A 16,933-nucleotide genomic window follows, 5' to 3' on the forward strand; every position below is an offset into this window, starting at 1 on the left:
CCGCCGCAACAGTTCTCGGTGAGAAATGTCACAAGGGCGGCGGAGATGCCACGTCCTCCCGGGCTTGCGGCGTGCCGCTTTGACCCGGTGAGCAAAGCCCGCGCCAAACTTGTCGCACCAGCGGCGGATCGTCTCGTAGCTGACTCCCACCCCGCGCTCGAATAGCAACGCTTCGATGTCGCGCAGGCTGAGCTGAAATCGGAAGTACCAACGCACAGCATGGCTGATGACCGACGCCGGGAATCGGTGGCCGTGATAGAGCGATTTCGGTTTTCTCATCGCTTCATCGTACGCGAACTTACCGATAACGTGATAGTGCCCTGGGTCAGCATTGGCGTGAAGCTTCCCAATTCCACGTGTTTTTTCCGAAATCTGAAAGTTGTGCGGGGCTCACTATGCCATCCTTCTCTCACTTAACCCCGAAACGCGTCTAAGGTGCTTTCTTATGTATCACGGTGTCTCTTCCACAAAGCCCCACCCGTCGACTGCCGGCACCACTGGGGCCTCGGCCAATCAGAACGTCGCCACCGACGCGATCACTGAGCTCACGCAGAACGTTGACTTCGCCAACCTGACACAGGTCGACGCGGTGTGTCATAGCCTCGCCGACGTGCAAGCTGTGAGGGACTTCTGCGCGACGGTCTTGGACGGCGACGAACAGGCCAAGAGCGAGGCCGCGGCCGCCACCCTGATCGCTTGCCAGTGCGCCGAGGCACGCGACCAGCGCATTGAGAAGTTTTCGGAACGGCGCGATGAGGCGCTGACGAGATTTGCCCGTCATCTCTCGGCCACCAGCAAAGCCACGCTGGCACAAACCGTTTCAGGCAATGCGCAGGAGAACGTTTATTCAAACTTCTTCAGCGTTCACGACCAGCAGTGTCTGGTCGGTCTTGTGTGCCTCGAGCAAGCGCGCACCATGAAAGGGCCGGATGAACTCCAGCAGGCTTCCGACAAACTCGCGGCGGCTGTAACAGCGTTCCAAAATGGGGGCCGGGATGATCTGGTCGGCAAGGCCATTCGGGACGCCGCCATGCTCTACAATGAGGCGCTTGGGATCGTGGCAGCGAAACCGTACTATGTGGACGCAGCAAAACACCTCGAGAAGGCCGCGGCAACCTTCGAGCAGAACGAGGAGTACGGTCCGGCCGCAAAATGCCGCGCGGAAGCGGCAATTACCTACATGAAGGGACAACTTCTGGACAAAGCGAGAGAAGCCCTTATTGCGGCCTCAACGAACTATGAGAAGGCGGGCCGCCCCGAAGCACAAGCGGCAGCATTGAAGGTGGTCGACAGCTATGATGCGGGGCGGCTCGTGGACGCGGAGGCAGAAATGAAGGTTATCGAGGGCTATTGTGCGGGGACCGACAACGCTTAAGCCCCCGCATGAACACGACAGCAAGGGCGATCCCTCGGCGCACCGAGCACCAGGCGGTAGCAGGCGATGCTGCGCTTCGCCCCCGCGCGACGGGACGACCGAGCGGAATCGAGCTCGGAATCCGGCGGATGCGGGGCCGGGATCGCGGCTGACGCCGAAACGAAACGGGGGGCGCCAGCCGGGGCGGCATACGGGATAGCGGTAGGAGAGAACGCGGCTGATCGTTGATGCCATCGCACAGCCGCACGGCCGGGGCGGGCTCGTCCTGCCCCGGGTTTCGACGGGGCACTGGGGACTGTCAGGAATTTTGTGTGTGAGGCTACCATTATGGAAATGGAGCCGCCATGCCACGCAAACCTAAGACACCACCACGCGAACTGCCGTCAATTCCTAAAGCGCTGATCGATCAATTGGCCTCAGGCCCGATGACAGCCGGCTCAATTGAGGACCTGTCTGCGGCCTTGAAGAAGGCGCTCATTGAGCGCGCTCTGGGCACAGAACTCGGTCGGCATCTGGGTTACGAGTTCGGGGCTGAGAAGCCAACCACCGCCACGAATCAGCGCAACGGGCATAGCACCAAGAAGGTGCTGACCTCCGACGGCCCCCTGCATTCGCAGATCCCACGAGACCGCGATTCCACCTTCGAGCCGATCCTGATCCCGAAGCACGAGCGCCGTTTCACGGGCTTCGACGACAAAGTTATCGCGATGTACGCACGCGGTATGACGGTGCGCGAGATCCAAGCGTTTTTGCAAGAGCAATACGGCACCGAGGTGTCACCGGAGTTCATTAGCTCGGTCACCGACGCCGTACGGGACGAGCTCCTTGCCTGGCAGAGCCGTCCGCTTGAACCGATGTATCCGGTGGTCTTCTTCGACGCGTTACGGGTAAAAATCCGCGCCGATGGCTTGGTACGCAACAAAGCGGTCTATCTGGCGCTGGGCGTACTGCCGGACGGGTCGCGCGATATTCTTGGCCTGTGGATTGAGAATACCGAGGGGGCCAAGTTCTGGATGAAGGTCTTCAACGACCTGAAAACGCGCGGCGTGCACGACATCCTGATCGCGGTCACGGACGGCCTGCAAGGCATGGAGCAAGCGCTGGGCGCCGTATTCCCGAAAACTACGTTACAGACCTGCATCGTACATCTGATTCGCAGCAGTCTGGATTACGCGAACTGGAAGGACCGCAAAGCACTCGCGCTGCGCTCAAGCCGGTGTACACCGCGCCAAGTGCCGAAGCCGCTGCTGGCGAACTTAATGCATTCGACGAAGGTGACTGGGGGCGTCGCTATCCGACGGTGGCCGCAGCATGGCGACGCGTATGGGAGCGTGTTATTCCCTTCTTTACGTTCCCGCCAGCAGTACGCAAGGTCATTTACACCACGGATGAAATACACAAGCCCCCCACGCCGTACTTCGCTCGTTCGCTATGTCCGCGCTTCCGGCCACCGTATCGGCGCGCTGTCTGATTTGGGGCGCGACTGCTTCCACCGGTTAAACAGTCTTTGATAGGTTCGCTCAGACTGCTCAGCCACGGCTCGCTCTTGCTGACGGACACTCTTCAGACTGTAGGCGGCAGCCGAGCCTTTTCGCGAGCCATGCTGCGCCGGCATTCCAGCCTGCAGTTCCAGCGCACGTAACTTGTGTGCGGTCAACGCGGGACGGTCCCACGCGAACGGCTCGTCGCGTGTCAGCACATACCATACGATCACTGCGAGTTTGCGAGCGGTCGCGACGACGGCGATTTGCTGGCCGCGGCGATCGCGCACGCGTAGGAAGAAGGCGCGCAGCGGCCCAGGCGCCTGCGTGGCGCCCCAGGCAGCCTCGACCAGCATCGCCCGTGCGTAAGAGCGCCCGCGCTTGGTGATGTGGCCGTGCCTGGCCGGTGTCGGGCCGGACTGATAGACCGACGGATTGAGCCCGAAGTAGCTCACCAGCTTCTCCGGATTCGGAAACCGCTCGATGTCGCCAATGGCAGATAGCAGCCCGATCGCTACCGTGGTGTTGACGCCGGTGATCGTCAGCATCACGCGCAATCGCGCGTCGTCGATGGTCGCTTGCGCGAGTGCTTGCTCCACCTCGCTCAGATCCTCACCGAGGCGGTCCAGTTCGCGCAGCCGCTGCTCAACACCGAGTCGCTCGTCCAACGGAAGCGGTTGAACGCCGAGCCAGGCACGCCCCTTCTTGCCAAACAGATCGGTGGCGGGGCATCGCTCGATCAGATGCGCGGCCAGAACCGCATGAATCTCGTTCTTCAGCCGCGTGCGCTGCCGCACCAGCTGTGAACGACGCGAGATCTGTCGACGCAACGCCAGCGTGTGCTCGTCCGGCATCCATACTTCCGGCAGAAAGCCGCTTGCATACAGCTGTGCCAGTACGGCTGCATCGATCTTGTCCGTCTTGACGCGAGCCTCCGCGATCAGCCGAACTTGCAGCGGATTGGCAATCGCCACGCGCGCGACGTGCCGACGAAGCACGTTGACGATGGCGGCAGTGTTGCCGGTTGCTTCGAGCACCACATGATCGGTGGCGCGCAGCTTCTCGGCAAAACGCTCCAGTTCGTCGCGTCGCAACCCGGTGCGGCCGCCTGCATGAAGCGTGCCATCCTCCAGGTACGCGATCTCGGCCACTGAGCGCGAGACATCAAACCCCACGATTCGCATAACCGTCTCCCGTATCAGATCACTGTTGGGAGCCGGTGGGACAGCACGACAACTACGGATTCGCGCTCACAGCGCAACCGGGCGGGTCGCAGGGGCGGCCAACTACTAACACGAGCTCGCGGCTCATCGTGTAACAACGGCCTGCCCACCCGAAGTGCTCCCCAGTGCCCCTGTCCCGGATGGTCACACCATACGCTCAAACCACTCGGCGCGGAAACGCGAGGCACCGGCTATATCATGCCGGTTACGAACGCTATCGAGAATATCAACTCGCAACTGCGCAAGATCATCAAGACGCGCGGTCACTTCCCGACCGATGACGCAGCGACCAAGCTGCTATGGCTGCTGCCGCGCAACATCACTGCAGGCTGGACGCGCGCCGCACCCGATTGGAAGGCCGCCATGAATCAATTCGCGATACTGTACGCGGAGCGCTTCACGCACCCTTACGACTGAGATATCCTCAAACCGCTGCCCGCTGAGAAGCGGGTTGCGTTAATCGCCTCGAACACAAAAAATCTGACAGTCCCCACTGTCACGTTATCGGTAAGTTCGCGTACGATGAAGCGATGAGAAAACCGAAATCGCTCTATCACGGCCACCGATTCCCGGCGTCGGTCATCGGCCATGCTGTGCGTTGGTACTTCCGATTTCAGCTCAGCCTGCGCGACATCGAAGAATTGCTATTCGAGCGCGGGGTGAGAGTCAGCTACGAGACGATCCGCCGCTGGTGCGACAAGTTTGGCGCGGGCTTTGCTCACCGGGTCAAAGCGGCACGCCGCAAGCCCGGGAGCACGTGGCACCTCGACGAGATGTTCGTGAGCCTGCGCGGTGAACCATACCTGCTGTGGCGCGCCGTCGACGAGCATCGCGCGGAACTCGACATCCTGCTGCGAAAACGGCGCGACACGGCGGCCGCCAAACGCTTCTTCAAGCGCGTGCTGCGCTCGAACCCGGTGCCACGCAAGATCGTGACCGATCAACTGCGCAGCTATCCAGCAGCCGAAGCCGACCTCCCGGCGCTGGCCACTGTGAAGCATGTGTTCGTCAAAGCGGCGGCCCGGGTCAACAACCGCGCGGAGAATAGCCATCAACCTACGCGGGAGCGCGAGCGACGCATGCGGGGCTTTCGCGACCCAGCGCGCACGCAAACCTTCCTGTCGAGCTTCGGGCCAATCCGGCAGCACTTCGCACTCAAACGCCATTTGCTGCGCGCGACGCTCTACCGCAATCAGCTCGCGGTGTGCTTTGCTGCATGGCGAGAATTCACCCACGTGACCCAAAATCCGTCCAATGTTTTTTGAGACGCGGTGGATTCATGCCTCGGCTTCGACTTACCTTCTTAAGTTGACAGCGCCGTCCTCCGTTCAACAGATTATCCAACTTCTCTGCTGTACGTCGTTTCGAGGCAAGGTCACCGCCGCTTGCATTGGTCTTTCGGAGGCCCCACGCGTGTTGTGAATTGCGGCATCGGGCGGATGGGGAGTCAGGCGTCGACAAACTCGATGACTGTACCGCGGTGCATGCCTTCGAAGAGCTTTGCGCAGTCGATCTTCGACGCACAAATCACGCCCGGACGCTCATCGGCGCGTGAGCCGTTGAACGTGATCACGACATGCCCGAGCGCGCTCACGTTGTTCCACGCGCCAGGCCCCACGGCCGTTACCGCGACGGAGAGCTCGCCGATCCGCAGCACCGATCCCACGCGCGGAGCGCGGGCGCCTACGTGCTCGACGCGGTGCAGAATTGAGACTTCGGCCAATTCGGCAGGTGCGCCATCTGCGAACAGAATCAGCACGCCTCCTTCGAGGAGCGCACTGACCTCGGCACCGATGCTGGCAATTGTCGTCCTGTAGTAATGCATATCGATCCCCGATATATCAAAGAGCGAAGCTGACGACCTAGGCGACAAGCACCGAAACGGGTCCCATCATTTGCCGACTGATCAGCACCGCCGGCACGTCAAAGCGTATCGTTTCGGGCTTCGCCTGGCCAAGTGCCAGGCCCACCGGTACGAAATCGCAGCCGACCTGCGTGTCATATGCGAACAATGCGGGTAGGGCCATGTGCGGCGCAAACGTGCCACTGGCGATAGCAGGACCGATGACCGCGGCGCCAATCACCTGGGCGAGCACGGCACCCGGTCCCAACACCGGCGACAGGGCCACGAGGCCGACGATATTGTCCACGAGCGGCGCGAGCAGTGGTGTGAGCGCCGTACCCACCCCTGTGGCGTGGATCACGCCGATGAGCATCGCCACAAACGCCATAAACGGCAGTGCGTTGCGGATGAGGGTGTCGATCAATTTCCGGCCACTGGCGTGCAGGACGTTGACAACACCGCCCATGCCGCAGGCCATGGTGGTGAGCATGTCAACGAACCCGCCGCCGCGTTGCTCGACCTACGCTTTTTGCGGCGCTTGCGCTGCGTTTGCACTTCCCGCCTCCAGGCGCGGGGACCGCGAACCGATGACCCCAGGTGGCATTGCTTCGTCAACGCGATGCAAACCATCGCCACGCACATCGGACACATAGATGTCTTCCGTGATGAACTGCGCGAGCGGGCCCGATGGGCCCACTGGACTTAAATTAATCGTCGGAATCCGCTTTCGCGGATAGACGCCGCAACGAGCCGTTCCTGCGCAATCGATGACAACGGCCGCCACTTCGGATTCGTGCGGCGGATTGCGAAAGCCATCCGCGAGCGTCGCGCCGGTCAATTCAGCCAGACGTTGAGCGACTTTCGGGATAGCGCCTGCGGTGACAACAACGATCTTGTTGCGCGCGCCTGTCGGCGTAATGACGAGCGGCCCTCCCCAGCCGTTCGGCCCTCGCCAGACCTCGACAGAGAAGTGAGCTCGCGCCTCGCCGTGGGTCTTCTCCGATCCGGCCGGCATAGGGTCGGATGTTCGACTCGGCGGACCTTCGCGCCTCATGATCATCCGCGTCAGCGCCTCGGCCACGACGCCTCTGAGCAAATTGACGAGCAGCCCGACACCCAGATAGTAAAGCGCGAGCTTCGGCAACTAAAACGAGACGGCGTGCGTTTACGCAAGCTTTGTGGCTCCGCTGGTCACCCCCAGCCAGACGAACAGCTCGCCCGCATTGCAGTGCGGAAACAAACCAGTGATCGGGTGACAAAGCGAAACCGTGGCGTCATAAAACGCCGGCTTATGACGTTCCTCCAGGAACACGCCGAAGGTATAAGCCATCGGGTTGGTCACGAAGAACATCGCGAGCAGTGGCAGCAACGAGTATCTCGTCACGATATTTTTCGAAAGAAAGCAGGCCAGCGACTGAACGCGTCGCTCGCCCGCGAGGGTGATGAGCGTATAGGTGGCCGTGAGCAGAACGATCAATGTCGGAACAATGCCAATCACGAACGCGACGAGCGTTTCCCCGCCGACACGGAAGACGCCGATAAATGCCCCCGGGTGCGTGAGTCAGAAAATCGAGCCAGACCAAATTTTTTCGTATGACCGTCTCCCGCTTGCGTAGGTCTTCCTGTGTTGCGACGACTTGTCATTCCACACGAAACGCCCGCGCAAGCTTTCGACGTGCCACTCCCGTAGACGTTGAACGTCGAGGCGGCGCTGCGCCCGCTCGCCCCAAGCTAAGATGAGCGCTTGTAGCAAAGCAGGGAAAGCGCGCCTACACTCAGAAAGAAAAACATATAGTGCGCCGGCATCATGGGGTCGCCGGTTTTTGCCGCCAGCCAGGTGAGAATGAAGGGAGTGAAGCCGCCGAGAAGCGACGCGGTGAGGTTGGAAGTCAATGACATCCCGGTCGCGCGCACGCCGGTCGGAAACAGGTTTGCGAGCGTGGCAGCAAACGGGCCCATGAGCGCGGCGATCAGCACAGCAAAGACAAACGCCAGGACAAGCAGGCTCGCGACGCCGGGGACGCGAGTCAGCCACATGAAGGCTGGATGCACCAGCGCGATAAAAATGATCAGCGCCGCTCCCATCACCCTGCGGGCCCCCACTTTGTCCGACAGATGCCCGAAGAGGGGAATTAACAGCAAGCGCACCGGCATTGTCACGGCGAGAATCACGAACGGGGTATTCAATGGTAGATGGAGCATCTGCACCGCGAATATTGGCAGGTAGCCGACCAGCACGTACACCGCGACGCTCACCGCCGCGCCAAGGGCGAGGGAGATGAACAGGGCTGTCGGATAATCGGAGAGCAGACAGCGAAATGGCATGAACTCATGCTTCGCCGCTGCCTCAAACGCGTCCGATTCATCAATATTGCGGCGAATCCAGTACCCTGCCGGACCAAGGATGAGGCCTGCGAGGAAGGGCAGGCGCCAGCCCCAGGATGCCAAGGCTTCGGGCGAGAATCCGCTCGTGATTGCGGCCGCGGCGAGCGTTGCCATGAACGCCCCCATGGACTGGGCGACCATCTGCCAACTGCCGTATAGTCCCGTTTTGTCCCGGGGGGCCAGTTCGACCAGAAGCGCGGTCGCGCAGCCAAATTCACCGCCTGCCGAAATGCCTTGAAGCACGCGGGACGTCACGACGATGGCTGGCGCCCATAACCCCGCCTGCGCATAGGTGGGCGCAAACGCCAGCATTGCCGTTGCAATGAACATCAAAAGGATCACGAACGACAGCGCAGCGCTGCGTCCGCGTCGGTCGGCGTACATGCCAATCCAAAGACCTGCAATGGGACGGAACACGAATCCGACGCCAAAAGTGGCCGTCGTCAGAAGCATCGAAGTGAGCGGTGCGTCACTGGGGAAAAACTGTTTTGCGATCAGTACTGACACGTAGCCGAAAATTAGGAAGTCATACCACTCAAGCGCATTGCCGATCGTGGTGCCGATGACAGTTTTCCATGGGAGTGGCACGCGTTTATTCATGGTTTGATCGTCGTCAGCGAGGTAGCTTGCCAGCGCGGTGGACGTGTTTTTTTTGCAAAAAAACTGCGTGACGGTAGTGCTACCGTGGGCCATGGCAGCTGCCAGGCGGCCCCCGCACAGGGACGGTGGATACCCATCGCCGGCGCTCGGGGCACCGGAGGCGACGCGCTCGCAGGCGACGCCGACATCCGGCGCCCGTCCGGTGTGCCGCTCACAGGGGCGGGCAAACGGCGGACCAGGGGCCGGAGGCCGCGGACTCGCCCGACAGTGGGGCGAGCCAGTGGCGTGGCGGCGGTGCGACGTGCTTCGGTTCAGCGCCATCTGGTTATCGCGACATAACCCCGACGGCATGGCGACACGATTTCAAGGGATTGCGAATCGGTTTCGAACACCTCGCAATCGTTCACGAAGGGTTCCTGAAAAGGGCTGCGTGAATCGTCTGCCGCCGCCATGTCAGGAGTTCCGTTGGGCGTTCCTGTCAGGTGCCATCGCTTCAGGACCTTCCCGATGCCAGCGGACCCGGGGCTTTCGCGGCGCTTTTCACGCTTTGGCGGCGTGCATGAGCCGACCTGCATGCGTGCAGGCCGCCGCGGGCAGCGCGCAGATTGCCGTGGCGCGCACGTAGGGCTCGGTGCGTGTCGGGCATGGTGTCGCGACCTGTTGCGGACACCAGCAGCCCGCAGGGGACGCTGCGAACGGGGGCCGTGCGACTGCCAGACATAGAAAGCTCCTGGGTAAGCATTCGCGATGTCTATGGATACCACGCTCGGCAGGCCCGCGCATCCCAATTTCGGAAAAAACATGCGTATTTGGCCGATTTCCCCGTCGCGGCGGTCGTCCCGCCACGCGCCGTTGCGCTCTTCGGGGGCGCTAAGCGCGTCCTCCACCGCGCGCGAGACGATATCGCGAGACTGGACGGCAGAGGTGACGCGAACTTGCCGTCCGCACACCAACGCTACACGAATGACCTCCCCCCAAAAACCGTAGCACCTGACACTAGTGACCCTGTCTCGTTTCCACGTACATCAAGTCATGCAGCCAAGCAGGCATTGTAGAAGTCGCGACCCGATCTGACAGTCACGCACCATCGGAATGGGTACCTGTCAGATCGGGTCGCGACTTCTACAATTGAAGGCTATTACAATCGACGACGCATGCACACCTCAACCGACTTTCGCTCCCCTGTCGACTACGAGGCTACGTTGGTCGCTGCATGACTCGCTGTACGTGAAAACGACGCAGGGACATGGCGTGCATTCACCAACGTTACCCAAACTCCATCTCATGCTTTTTGAGACCCGGTGGACTCATACATTGGCTTCGACGAACCGCGATAAGTTGACAACGCCAGCGTGTCCTACGTCACACTGGCTGCGACTGAGGTCGATTGTGGCTGTTTTGGCGGGTTACCTTTAAGTGCTGCACGGAACCGTACATAGTCCAGTTCAAAGCCTTCAGCCGAGACGCGCACCTGCGCCGAAGCTTCCACCTTCACGGTCTCCAGATTCTCCTCCTTGATGACCTCGACGCCGAGTCTCGCCGTGCCGCCTTTGCCGAGCGCCCCGTGGTACTGGGTGAACGTGATCAAGGCTGAATCATGAGCAACGCTCGCGTTTGTCCACCGTGTGGCGATGGAGACAACGTGTTCCTCGGCGGCTTGCGGGGCCGAGATCCAGGGGCCGCCACGGGCGTGGATGACGGCGTACGTGGCCGTCTCCACGTGCATAACCGCCGTAATCACTTGGTCTCGCGCGCGTTTGTTGGGAAACGCGTGCCCAATCGCCTGGATCACCGCGTCGAATAAGCGCGCCTTCACCGCCGCTATCTGCATCTCCAGCGGTAATTTCGATAGCCCGACCTCCGGCGCCAACTTATTGACGACACCCTGCCAATACGGCTTATGGTGCTCAGGCTCGGCCGGTGACGACAGATGTCTTAACGCCGAGGCGTACAGGCGCAATGCCTGGTGCGGAGCCAATATGTTCTCCTGGTCCAGAAGGAGGACAGGTTTCCCCGTGCCGCACCGCTCGAACAAGATATTCTCTAGCGCGGACCGTGCGTTGGCCTGCGTTGCCGCATTCGCGCTCGCGTTACGCAAATGCTCCGTGCCCAAGTCATGAAGGGAATTGCCCCCCCCGAAGTCCGAAAGCCGCACCTTGTCCCCGCGCATCAAAGTCTGGTGCGCCTCGACGGCGTGCTTGGACCTGAGTGCGAGTTCCGCCATCAGATCCGACGTCGCACCGGCGCTGGGCGCGGAGGCGCTTTCCTTCTTGATCCCGTGCGGCTTATCCGGTTTTTTTTTCTTAGCCTCTCGCTCACGCCGCGCCTGCTCCAGCGCCAGCTTTTCCTGATCGAGCGCAAGGTGCGCATCGTAATTCAAAGAGGAGAGCTCGGCCTTCTCGGCCGAGACCGTCCAACGCGAACGGATCGTCATCGTCGCGGTCTGCAGTGCTGCCTGCTCGACGCTTTTCTCTCCGAGGTATATCACACCGTCACCGAGCTTGTCGTGGCGCACGTTAAACTCGACGCGTACCGCTTCGCGGGGGATCGTTTCGTCTGATCTCCGAGTGCGGATGGCGATGGTGCGGCGCACAGCTTGCATGTTCGAGAACTGGGGCGCTCCAATGCCTTGCACGACGGGCATCGCGTCATCCGCGTGCAATAGCACCGAGAGCACTTGCTCTCGCGTGCGTTTGTCGGTAACCACGCCCTCAAGCCGTTGATCCACTATGTCAAGCAGGCGCTTCTCGACCTCCGCCCTCTGCACCCCCAGCGACCACTTCGCGGACAAGCGAAGCTTTTTCGCACAACCATTGACGGCGTCTCGCAACGCTGCCTCTCGCCTATAATGCTTCGTCATTAGCACGTCCAACCGCTCCTGCTTATCTGACGCAGACTCATCGAACCCCAACTTCGTTAGTTTCGTTGTCGTCGATTCCGTGTCCCACTCCTTTTTCGCTGAGGCGATGTATTGGTCCAGGGCCAATGTCGCGCGGGCGTACGCGCGTAAGTGCGGCAAGTCTCCTTCCGCCCCCCCCAATACGTCTTGCTCGTCCAGCTTGATCACAGGGAGCTCTGTCCCCAGCCTGGTCTGCCCGCACGCGTGGAATAGGCTCGCCCCCAGCCTGGTCCGCGCGTCGATGATTCGCCTTGACGTGTCCGGCTTGCTGGCGGCCGCGACGTATTCGGTGCCCAGGGCACACTTTGACGCCTCGACGCTGCCATTCTTGACCCGTAATGTGTGCGTTCTTTGCAAAACGTCGTAGAGCTCACCGCCGCGCCTCAAGCCGCTTGCGCGAAAGTCGCCAAGTTTTTCATGGGCAGCCTGCACCGACATGGCGTTGCGTTGCACCTCTGCATCCCGGGCCGGCTGAGCGCGAAGTTGCACTATGGCAGCCGTTGTTCGCTGGGTCAAACGTGGTGGCGCCCAGGCCTCCCACCCTGCGTCCGCAGGGGCAACTTCCGGTGCCCTTACGGCGAGAACCCGCGCCTTGGCAGCCGCCGTTAGATGCGTCAAGAAACGATGCGCGCCACTATCCTTATAGCGATGCCGCGCAGACACGCGCGCGGCCGGTTTGAAGTTCTGAAGGTCGTTGAGAAGGACGCGGTCCCCTTGGCGGGCGGCTTTCGCGGCTTCAAGCTCTGCTGGAGTGCTCACCACAAACTGAATGCCCCGCGTGCTAAAAAATGAGGCCAGCCACGCGAACCACATTCCTAAACGGGTCGTCGGCACCCCGAGGCGATCCATGCGCTCACGCACGGCCTCTGGCTCCAGCGCGTCGCTCAGCTCCACCGCGACGTCGGTCACCTTTGCCTCAAGCGTCCAACGACCATCCGCGCCCGAGCCAATAAACTTGCTCGAGAATTTCATCTCCAGTTCGACAACTTCCGTCACCACGGAATCCGCCTGCCCGACAAAAAACGACTCCGCCCGCGTGCCCCCTGCCGAATTTACGTCCAGGCCCTTTAAGCATGAACGATCCCCGGCCACATACGTCGTCGTTTTGCGAATGTAGATGTCTGCGCCGTCGATTTGTATGTCAATGGCCTGCTCATGAACCTTGTGCTTGTCGTCCGGTGGGTGCAGCGCGCGATCCGCGTCCAAGAACTCCTTGGATCCGAACAGGCTGGCGATGACTTCGGCATTTTGCGCCGCAACTTCCGACGGCATGTTAGAAGCATGCGCGGAGAAGGCATCTTCAAATCTCTTGTGCAGCAGGCCCAGGAGGACGTCGCCGCGCGCGTCCCCCGCGTCACGCTGCGCTGGGTCAAACGCTTCCAAAATCAACTTCCCATCCACGCGGAGCACGGTCACGGAGGACGCCTGCGATTTTTCGCTGCCCGACGAGAAATAGCGCGTGTTCATTTCCGCGCCAACCTCTTCGCGGTTGCTCACGTCAAAATTGAATTTCCAGTTCAGCGTGTCACGCATCGCCATTCCACGCGGGGTCGGACCGACGGTGGGTTTGAGCATGCTGCGAATCTCCTTCAAGATCAATTCAAAAGCCCGGTGAGACGGTAATGCCGTTCAGTTAAGACTGGACGGCATTTATGTTTTTTCAGTGAGTGTACCGGCTCCGGTTGTTTGGACCCGTTTTTGTAGCTCAGGCGGCCAGTTTCATCAGCCGTTCCTGAGGGGCTTCGAGGAGGGTAAAGCCCCGCTTTTCAAGACGCCAATCGCGATGGTATCGGTCCTTGAACGCGATGGCGGCAGCACGAACCTTCTCCAGGTTTTTGAAGATGCGCCCAAGAATCGTCTGTTCTTTCATTGTCCGGTTGCACCGCTGTGCGACGCCGTGGGTCTGGGGTTCAGCGACGAAGGCGTAGCTCGCGGTGATGCCCCAGCGCCGGATCTGGTCGCGAAAATCGTCCGAAGTGTATTACGTGTGCGATTCACAGACATCGTTTCACTTCTTGCTTCGCCGTTTCGTTGCTGCGTCAGAAGGTGGCGTCGCAGCTGACGCGGCCGCCTCTGATATGCGTCGGTGCTGCTCTGCAAGAATTTTGTCGACTCGCCATTCGCGGTGCCGAAACCGCTCTTTCCGTTTGTCGTAGGAGCGCGCGACGTCTTCTTTGAGGGAAGTAATTTCAGTCAGCTCGGTAATTCGATCAACGGGAGTTTTTCCGCCGAGAGAGCCGTGAGGCCGGCGCCAGTTGTAGTCGAATTGCCACTCCTCAATCATCTCGCCGATCCCGCATCCTTTCGGTTCATGGTGGAACCAGAATTCGTGGCGATCAGTGAGCTGCGAACGTTCGACCTTGCCATTGAGATGCGAGGCGAGCGCGGCGGAATCGGTCGAAATTTGATGCCGTCCTCCATCAATCGTCGCTGCACGGATTCGGCAAAAAATTCACCGCCGCGATCCGACTGGATACGCTGGATCGGAAATGGCATTTCTTCGATGACCCGATCCAGGAAAGCCAATATATTTCGGGCATTTCTACGCGGATAGACCGCCAGTACGCGGAAGCGAGAGCAATCGTCCACGGCCGTGTATTGGTAGACGCCTGGAGCAATTTTCATCGTGTCCATCTGGACTCGATCCCCTGGCACTGGCCTGCTGTAGCGCTTCGGCTGTAGGGGCCGCCTAGCGCGGATCAACGGCTTTACGGCGGCCCCGCACAGGATCTTGTGGATCGTCGCAAGGGACAGTTCGCGTTGCTCGTATAGCCGCAACTCGTTCTGAATTCGGCGTGCCCCATTGCGCTCGGCGCGTAGACGAAGAGTCGTTCCTCGATCAGCCTTAGAAATTTTCCGATTGGGGCTATGCAGGGGGCGGCGGCTTTGAGAACGAAGGCCTGCTTCACCGGCATCCTGATAGCGACGTAGCCACTTGCGCAGCGTTGGACTCGATATGCCGCAACGTACACAAACGAGACCGGCGTTGCCGACCTCCTCATACATCTTCACCCATCGTAATCGCATCGCAATTTCGCGGTCCATCGCTGCATTCTAGTTGAAACGATGTCTGTGAATCGCACATTTAATGTATAGCTGAACCGCCTTAATACGGGCTGCGTATGAACACATGAATTATCTCCGGGGTAGTCCGAGATTTTGACCGCCCCCCCTTGCTCTAACCCTCCGCTAAACGCTATGTGCTGATAAATTCACGCTTACCCATCAGCGCGGTCATGTCCGCCTCGCGATTGGCCACATCTACCCGTCGCGTCGCCGGCAGATTCGATGCGATGCGCGCCCCGCTCGTAACCTTCGATCCAGCGCAGGCTCTGCTTGAGGCCGCCGCGCTTGTCTTGCGCGTCCTGGACTCACGCGCCGACATCCACGCGTCAAGTACGCGCAGCGGCGCCCGCTGCGGCATCACCGCGGAGGTTGGACGCAAATACATCGCGCGCTGCGCTTCGTCAGATAGTGGCCCAAGGTCCGTTGCCCGCCGCGCGTTGAAGTCCAGCTCCGTCGTGTCTTGCAGGCATGGCGCGACCGACTGGGCTGCCATGCGTTGTTCGGTCTGCCGCCATGCCGCTCCAGAATCGCTGCCTACTCAAGCTCGTCGATATCGAAGAAGCAGCATGCCGCCCTCGTCTCGCCCCAGCTCGGCAGGGCTGGGGCACGCCGGCCGTGGGCTTGGACGCCAGTCATTCCCTCAATGTTCTCGCTCGCTTGTTCAGGCGCGCGTCGTCAAGATCGAAGTGGGCGAATTCGGTTTGCGTTCAGCGGGGTGCTTTCAGGGCGAAGGCGTTCACGCAAAAATGCACCCGCAAGCGCGTCGCACCGAAAGTTGACAAGCCCCGCGCTATCTCATGGATTTAAAACGCTTCGTTCCGCTCTACGGCGGCGTTGTTGCATAAATCCGGCTGCGTCGCAGTGACGCTTACGCGCAACGACCGGGGCGATGCCTCTGTTAACAATACGGTTTCCTGCGTAGATTCTCGATTTTTGCCGAGAAGATGCGTAGGGACACAAGCAAAACGCGTGAGCCGAAGGCGCGCTACCGCGTCAGGAACTGGGCAGCCTATAACACTGGTCTGATCAACCGAGGTAACGTGACAATGTGGATCGACGAAGCTGCCCTTGCGAGTACGCCCGCGGCCGATCCGACGCGTGGTCGTCCGCGTCTGTACAGCGATGCGCTGATTCAGGCGTTGCTGGGCCTGAAGAGCGTGTTCCGCTTGCCGCTGCGCGCCCTGCAAGGCTTCGTGCAAAGCCTGCGCGATTTGGCTTTCGCCACCTTGCCGGTACCGAACTACACGACGCTGTGCCGTCGCGCGCAAACGCTCGAAGTCCAACTGCCGATCATCCGCGACCGCGAGGTAATCCGTCCGGCGGTCGACAGCACGGGCGTGAAGGTCTACGGCGAAGGCGAATGGAAGGTGCGCCAGCACGGTTACTCGAAGCGTCGCACGTGGCGCAAGGTCCATCTCGCGCTCGACGCGAACACCGGCCAAGTGCGTGCCGCGCTGATGACGCATCAGGACGTTGCCGACGGTGACGTCCTTACCGAGTTGCTCGAACAGATCCCGGGCGACGAGCAGATCGATGTCATCGGTGGTGACGGGGCCTACGACACCAAACCGTGCCATGCGGCCATTGCCGCGCGCAGCGCAGTGCCCTCGATTCCGCCGCGTGAAGGCGCCGCTCATTGGCCCACGCACACACCGGGGGCGACGTGGCGCAACGAGGCTGTCGATTCGATTGCCCGAATCGGTCGTCGCGAATGGAAGAAAGGTGGCGGCTACCACCGGCGCTCGCTCGCGGAGAATGCGATGTATCGACTCAAGACGCTTACGGGCGACAGCCTGTGGGCACGCCGCACCGACTCGCAGGCGACCGAGGTCGCCATCCGCGTGGGCGTGCTCAATCGCATGGCGGACCTCGCACGTCCGCAGTCGGTTCGCGTTACCTGAGATCGTGAACATGACGGCTACCTCGTCCTCACATTCGATTTATGCAACGACGCCCTCTACGGCTGCAACGTGAAGACTTGTGTACAAAACGATGCCCTTGATCACGATCAATTTCCATGAATCGGGCATCACGACATAATTTCGAAAGTAATTTCCCGGG

At 60.7% G+C, this 16,933-nt stretch carries 10 protein-coding genes and 5 pseudogenes; 5 read left to right on the plus strand and 10 right to left on the minus strand.

The features are described from left to right. Positions 1-42: 42 nt before the first annotated feature. Positions 43-279, minus strand: a pseudogene (locus tag AB870_RS26065) (IS6 family transposase); the annotation flags it as partial. Between the two features lie 166 nt (positions 280-445). On the opposite strand from AB870_RS26065, the gene AB870_RS24580 reads away from it, so the two are divergent. Continuing rightward, the gene (locus tag AB870_RS24580; protein WP_047909234.1) at positions 446-1,375 is read left to right on the plus strand and encodes a hypothetical protein; all 930 of its coding nucleotides are present in this window, start codon (positions 446-448) and stop codon (positions 1,373-1,375) included. Positions 1,376-1,719: 344 nt separating this feature from the next. Beyond that, positions 1,720-2,771 (plus strand): annotated as a pseudogene (locus AB870_RS24585) (IS256 family transposase); the annotation flags it as partial. A 33-nt stretch (positions 2,772-2,804) separates the two neighbouring features. On the opposite strand, the gene AB870_RS24590 reads toward AB870_RS24585, so the two are convergent. Then, positions 2,805-4,040: an IS110 family RNA-guided transposase gene (locus AB870_RS24590; RefSeq protein WP_047909156.1), complete on the minus strand. Its 1,236-nt coding sequence runs from the start codon at positions 4,038-4,040 to the stop codon at positions 2,805-2,807. Between the two features lie 234 nt (positions 4,041-4,274). Here AB870_RS24590 and AB870_RS24595 point away from each other — a divergent pair. Both AB870_RS24595 and AB870_RS24600 read left to right on the plus strand, forming a co-directional pair. Next, positions 4,275-4,496, plus strand: a pseudogene (locus AB870_RS24595) (transposase); the annotation flags it as partial. 113 nt (positions 4,497-4,609) lie between these two features. Next, entirely contained in the window at positions 4,610-5,344 is a 735-nt protein-coding gene (locus AB870_RS24600; protein WP_047909236.1) for an IS6 family transposase, read from the plus strand. 182 nt (positions 5,345-5,526) lie between these two features. On the opposite strand, the gene AB870_RS24605 is transcribed toward AB870_RS24600, so the two are convergent. The 8 genes and pseudogenes from AB870_RS24605 to AB870_RS24635 form a co-directional block, all read right to left on the minus strand. Then, positions 5,527-5,904, minus strand: coding sequence for a PTS glucitol/sorbitol transporter subunit IIA (locus AB870_RS24605; RefSeq protein WP_047909237.1), 378 nt, complete (start codon positions 5,902-5,904; stop codon positions 5,527-5,529). Positions 5,905-5,941: 37 nt separating this feature from the next. Continuing rightward, a pseudogene (locus AB870_RS24610) lies at positions 5,942-6,937 on the minus strand (PTS glucitol/sorbitol transporter subunit IIB). A gap of 150 nt (positions 6,938-7,087) precedes the next feature. Then, complete coding sequence (locus tag AB870_RS24615; protein ID WP_064674962.1) at positions 7,088-7,420, minus strand: PTS glucitol/sorbitol transporter subunit IIC; 333 nt, start codon at positions 7,418-7,420, stop codon at positions 7,088-7,090. 233 nt (positions 7,421-7,653) lie between these two features. Then, positions 7,654-9,000 carry an MFS transporter gene (locus AB870_RS24620; RefSeq protein ID WP_167362760.1) on the minus strand — a complete coding sequence of 449 codons (1,347 nt, stop codon included), beginning with the start codon at positions 8,998-9,000 and terminating at the stop codon, positions 7,654-7,656. A 1,264-nt stretch (positions 9,001-10,264) separates the two neighbouring features. Beyond that, entirely contained in the window at positions 10,265-13,381 is a 3,117-nt protein-coding gene (locus tag AB870_RS24625; protein WP_071386928.1) for a hypothetical protein, read from the minus strand. A gap of 130 nt (positions 13,382-13,511) precedes the next feature. Continuing rightward, positions 13,512-13,676 (minus strand): hypothetical protein, encoded by a 165-nt coding sequence (locus tag AB870_RS26665; protein WP_157112534.1) that lies wholly within the window; start codon positions 13,674-13,676, stop codon positions 13,512-13,514. 138 nt (positions 13,677-13,814) lie between these two features. Beyond that, positions 13,815-14,833: pseudogene (locus AB870_RS24630) on the minus strand (IS481 family transposase). Between the two features lie 169 nt (positions 14,834-15,002). After that, complete coding sequence (locus tag AB870_RS24635; RefSeq protein ID WP_053059765.1) at positions 15,003-15,365, minus strand: hypothetical protein; 363 nt, start codon at positions 15,363-15,365, stop codon at positions 15,003-15,005. Positions 15,366-15,816: 451 nt separating this feature from the next. Between AB870_RS24635 and AB870_RS24640 the strand changes: the two genes are divergently transcribed. After that, complete coding sequence (locus AB870_RS24640; protein WP_047909239.1) at positions 15,817-16,773, plus strand: IS5 family transposase; 957 nt, start codon at positions 15,817-15,819, stop codon at positions 16,771-16,773. Positions 16,774-16,933 lie beyond the last annotated feature (160 nt).

The sequence above is a fragment of the Pandoraea faecigallinarum genome, from assembly GCF_001029105.3.
Lineage (GTDB): Bacteria > Pseudomonadota > Gammaproteobacteria > Burkholderiales > Burkholderiaceae > Pandoraea > Pandoraea faecigallinarum.

What these genes read in the sequence shown, in the direction of transcription:
- AB870_RS24580 (WP_047909234.1), top strand. Translation starts at nt 446, where the DNA reads ATGTATCACGGTGTCTCTTCCACAAAGCCCCACCCGTCGACTGCCGGC.
- AB870_RS24590 (WP_047909156.1), bottom strand. Translation starts at nt 4,040, where the DNA reads ATGCGAATCGTGGGGTTTGATGTCTCGCGCTCAGTGGCCGAGATCGCG.
- AB870_RS24600 (WP_047909236.1), top strand. Translation starts at nt 4,610, where the DNA reads ATGAGAAAACCGAAATCGCTCTATCACGGCCACCGATTCCCGGCGTCG.
- AB870_RS24605 (WP_047909237.1), bottom strand. Translation starts at nt 5,904, where the DNA reads ATGCATTACTACAGGACGACAATTGCCAGCATCGGTGCCGAGGTCAGT.
- AB870_RS24620 (WP_167362760.1), bottom strand. Translation starts at nt 9,000, where the DNA reads ATGGCCCACGGTAGCACTACCGTCACGCAGTTTTTTTGCAAAAAAAAC.
- AB870_RS24625 (WP_071386928.1), bottom strand. Translation starts at nt 13,381, where the DNA reads ATGCTCAAACCCACCGTCGGTCCGACCCCGCGTGGAATGGCGATGCGT.
- AB870_RS26665 (WP_157112534.1), bottom strand. Translation starts at nt 13,676, where the DNA reads ATGAAAGAACAGACGATTCTTGGGCGCATCTTCAAAAACCTGGAGAAG.
- AB870_RS24635 (WP_053059765.1), bottom strand. Translation starts at nt 15,365, where the DNA reads ATGGCAGCCCAGTCGGTCGCGCCATGCCTGCAAGACACGACGGAGCTG.
- AB870_RS24640 (WP_047909239.1), top strand. Translation starts at nt 15,817, where the DNA reads ATGCGTAGGGACACAAGCAAAACGCGTGAGCCGAAGGCGCGCTACCGC.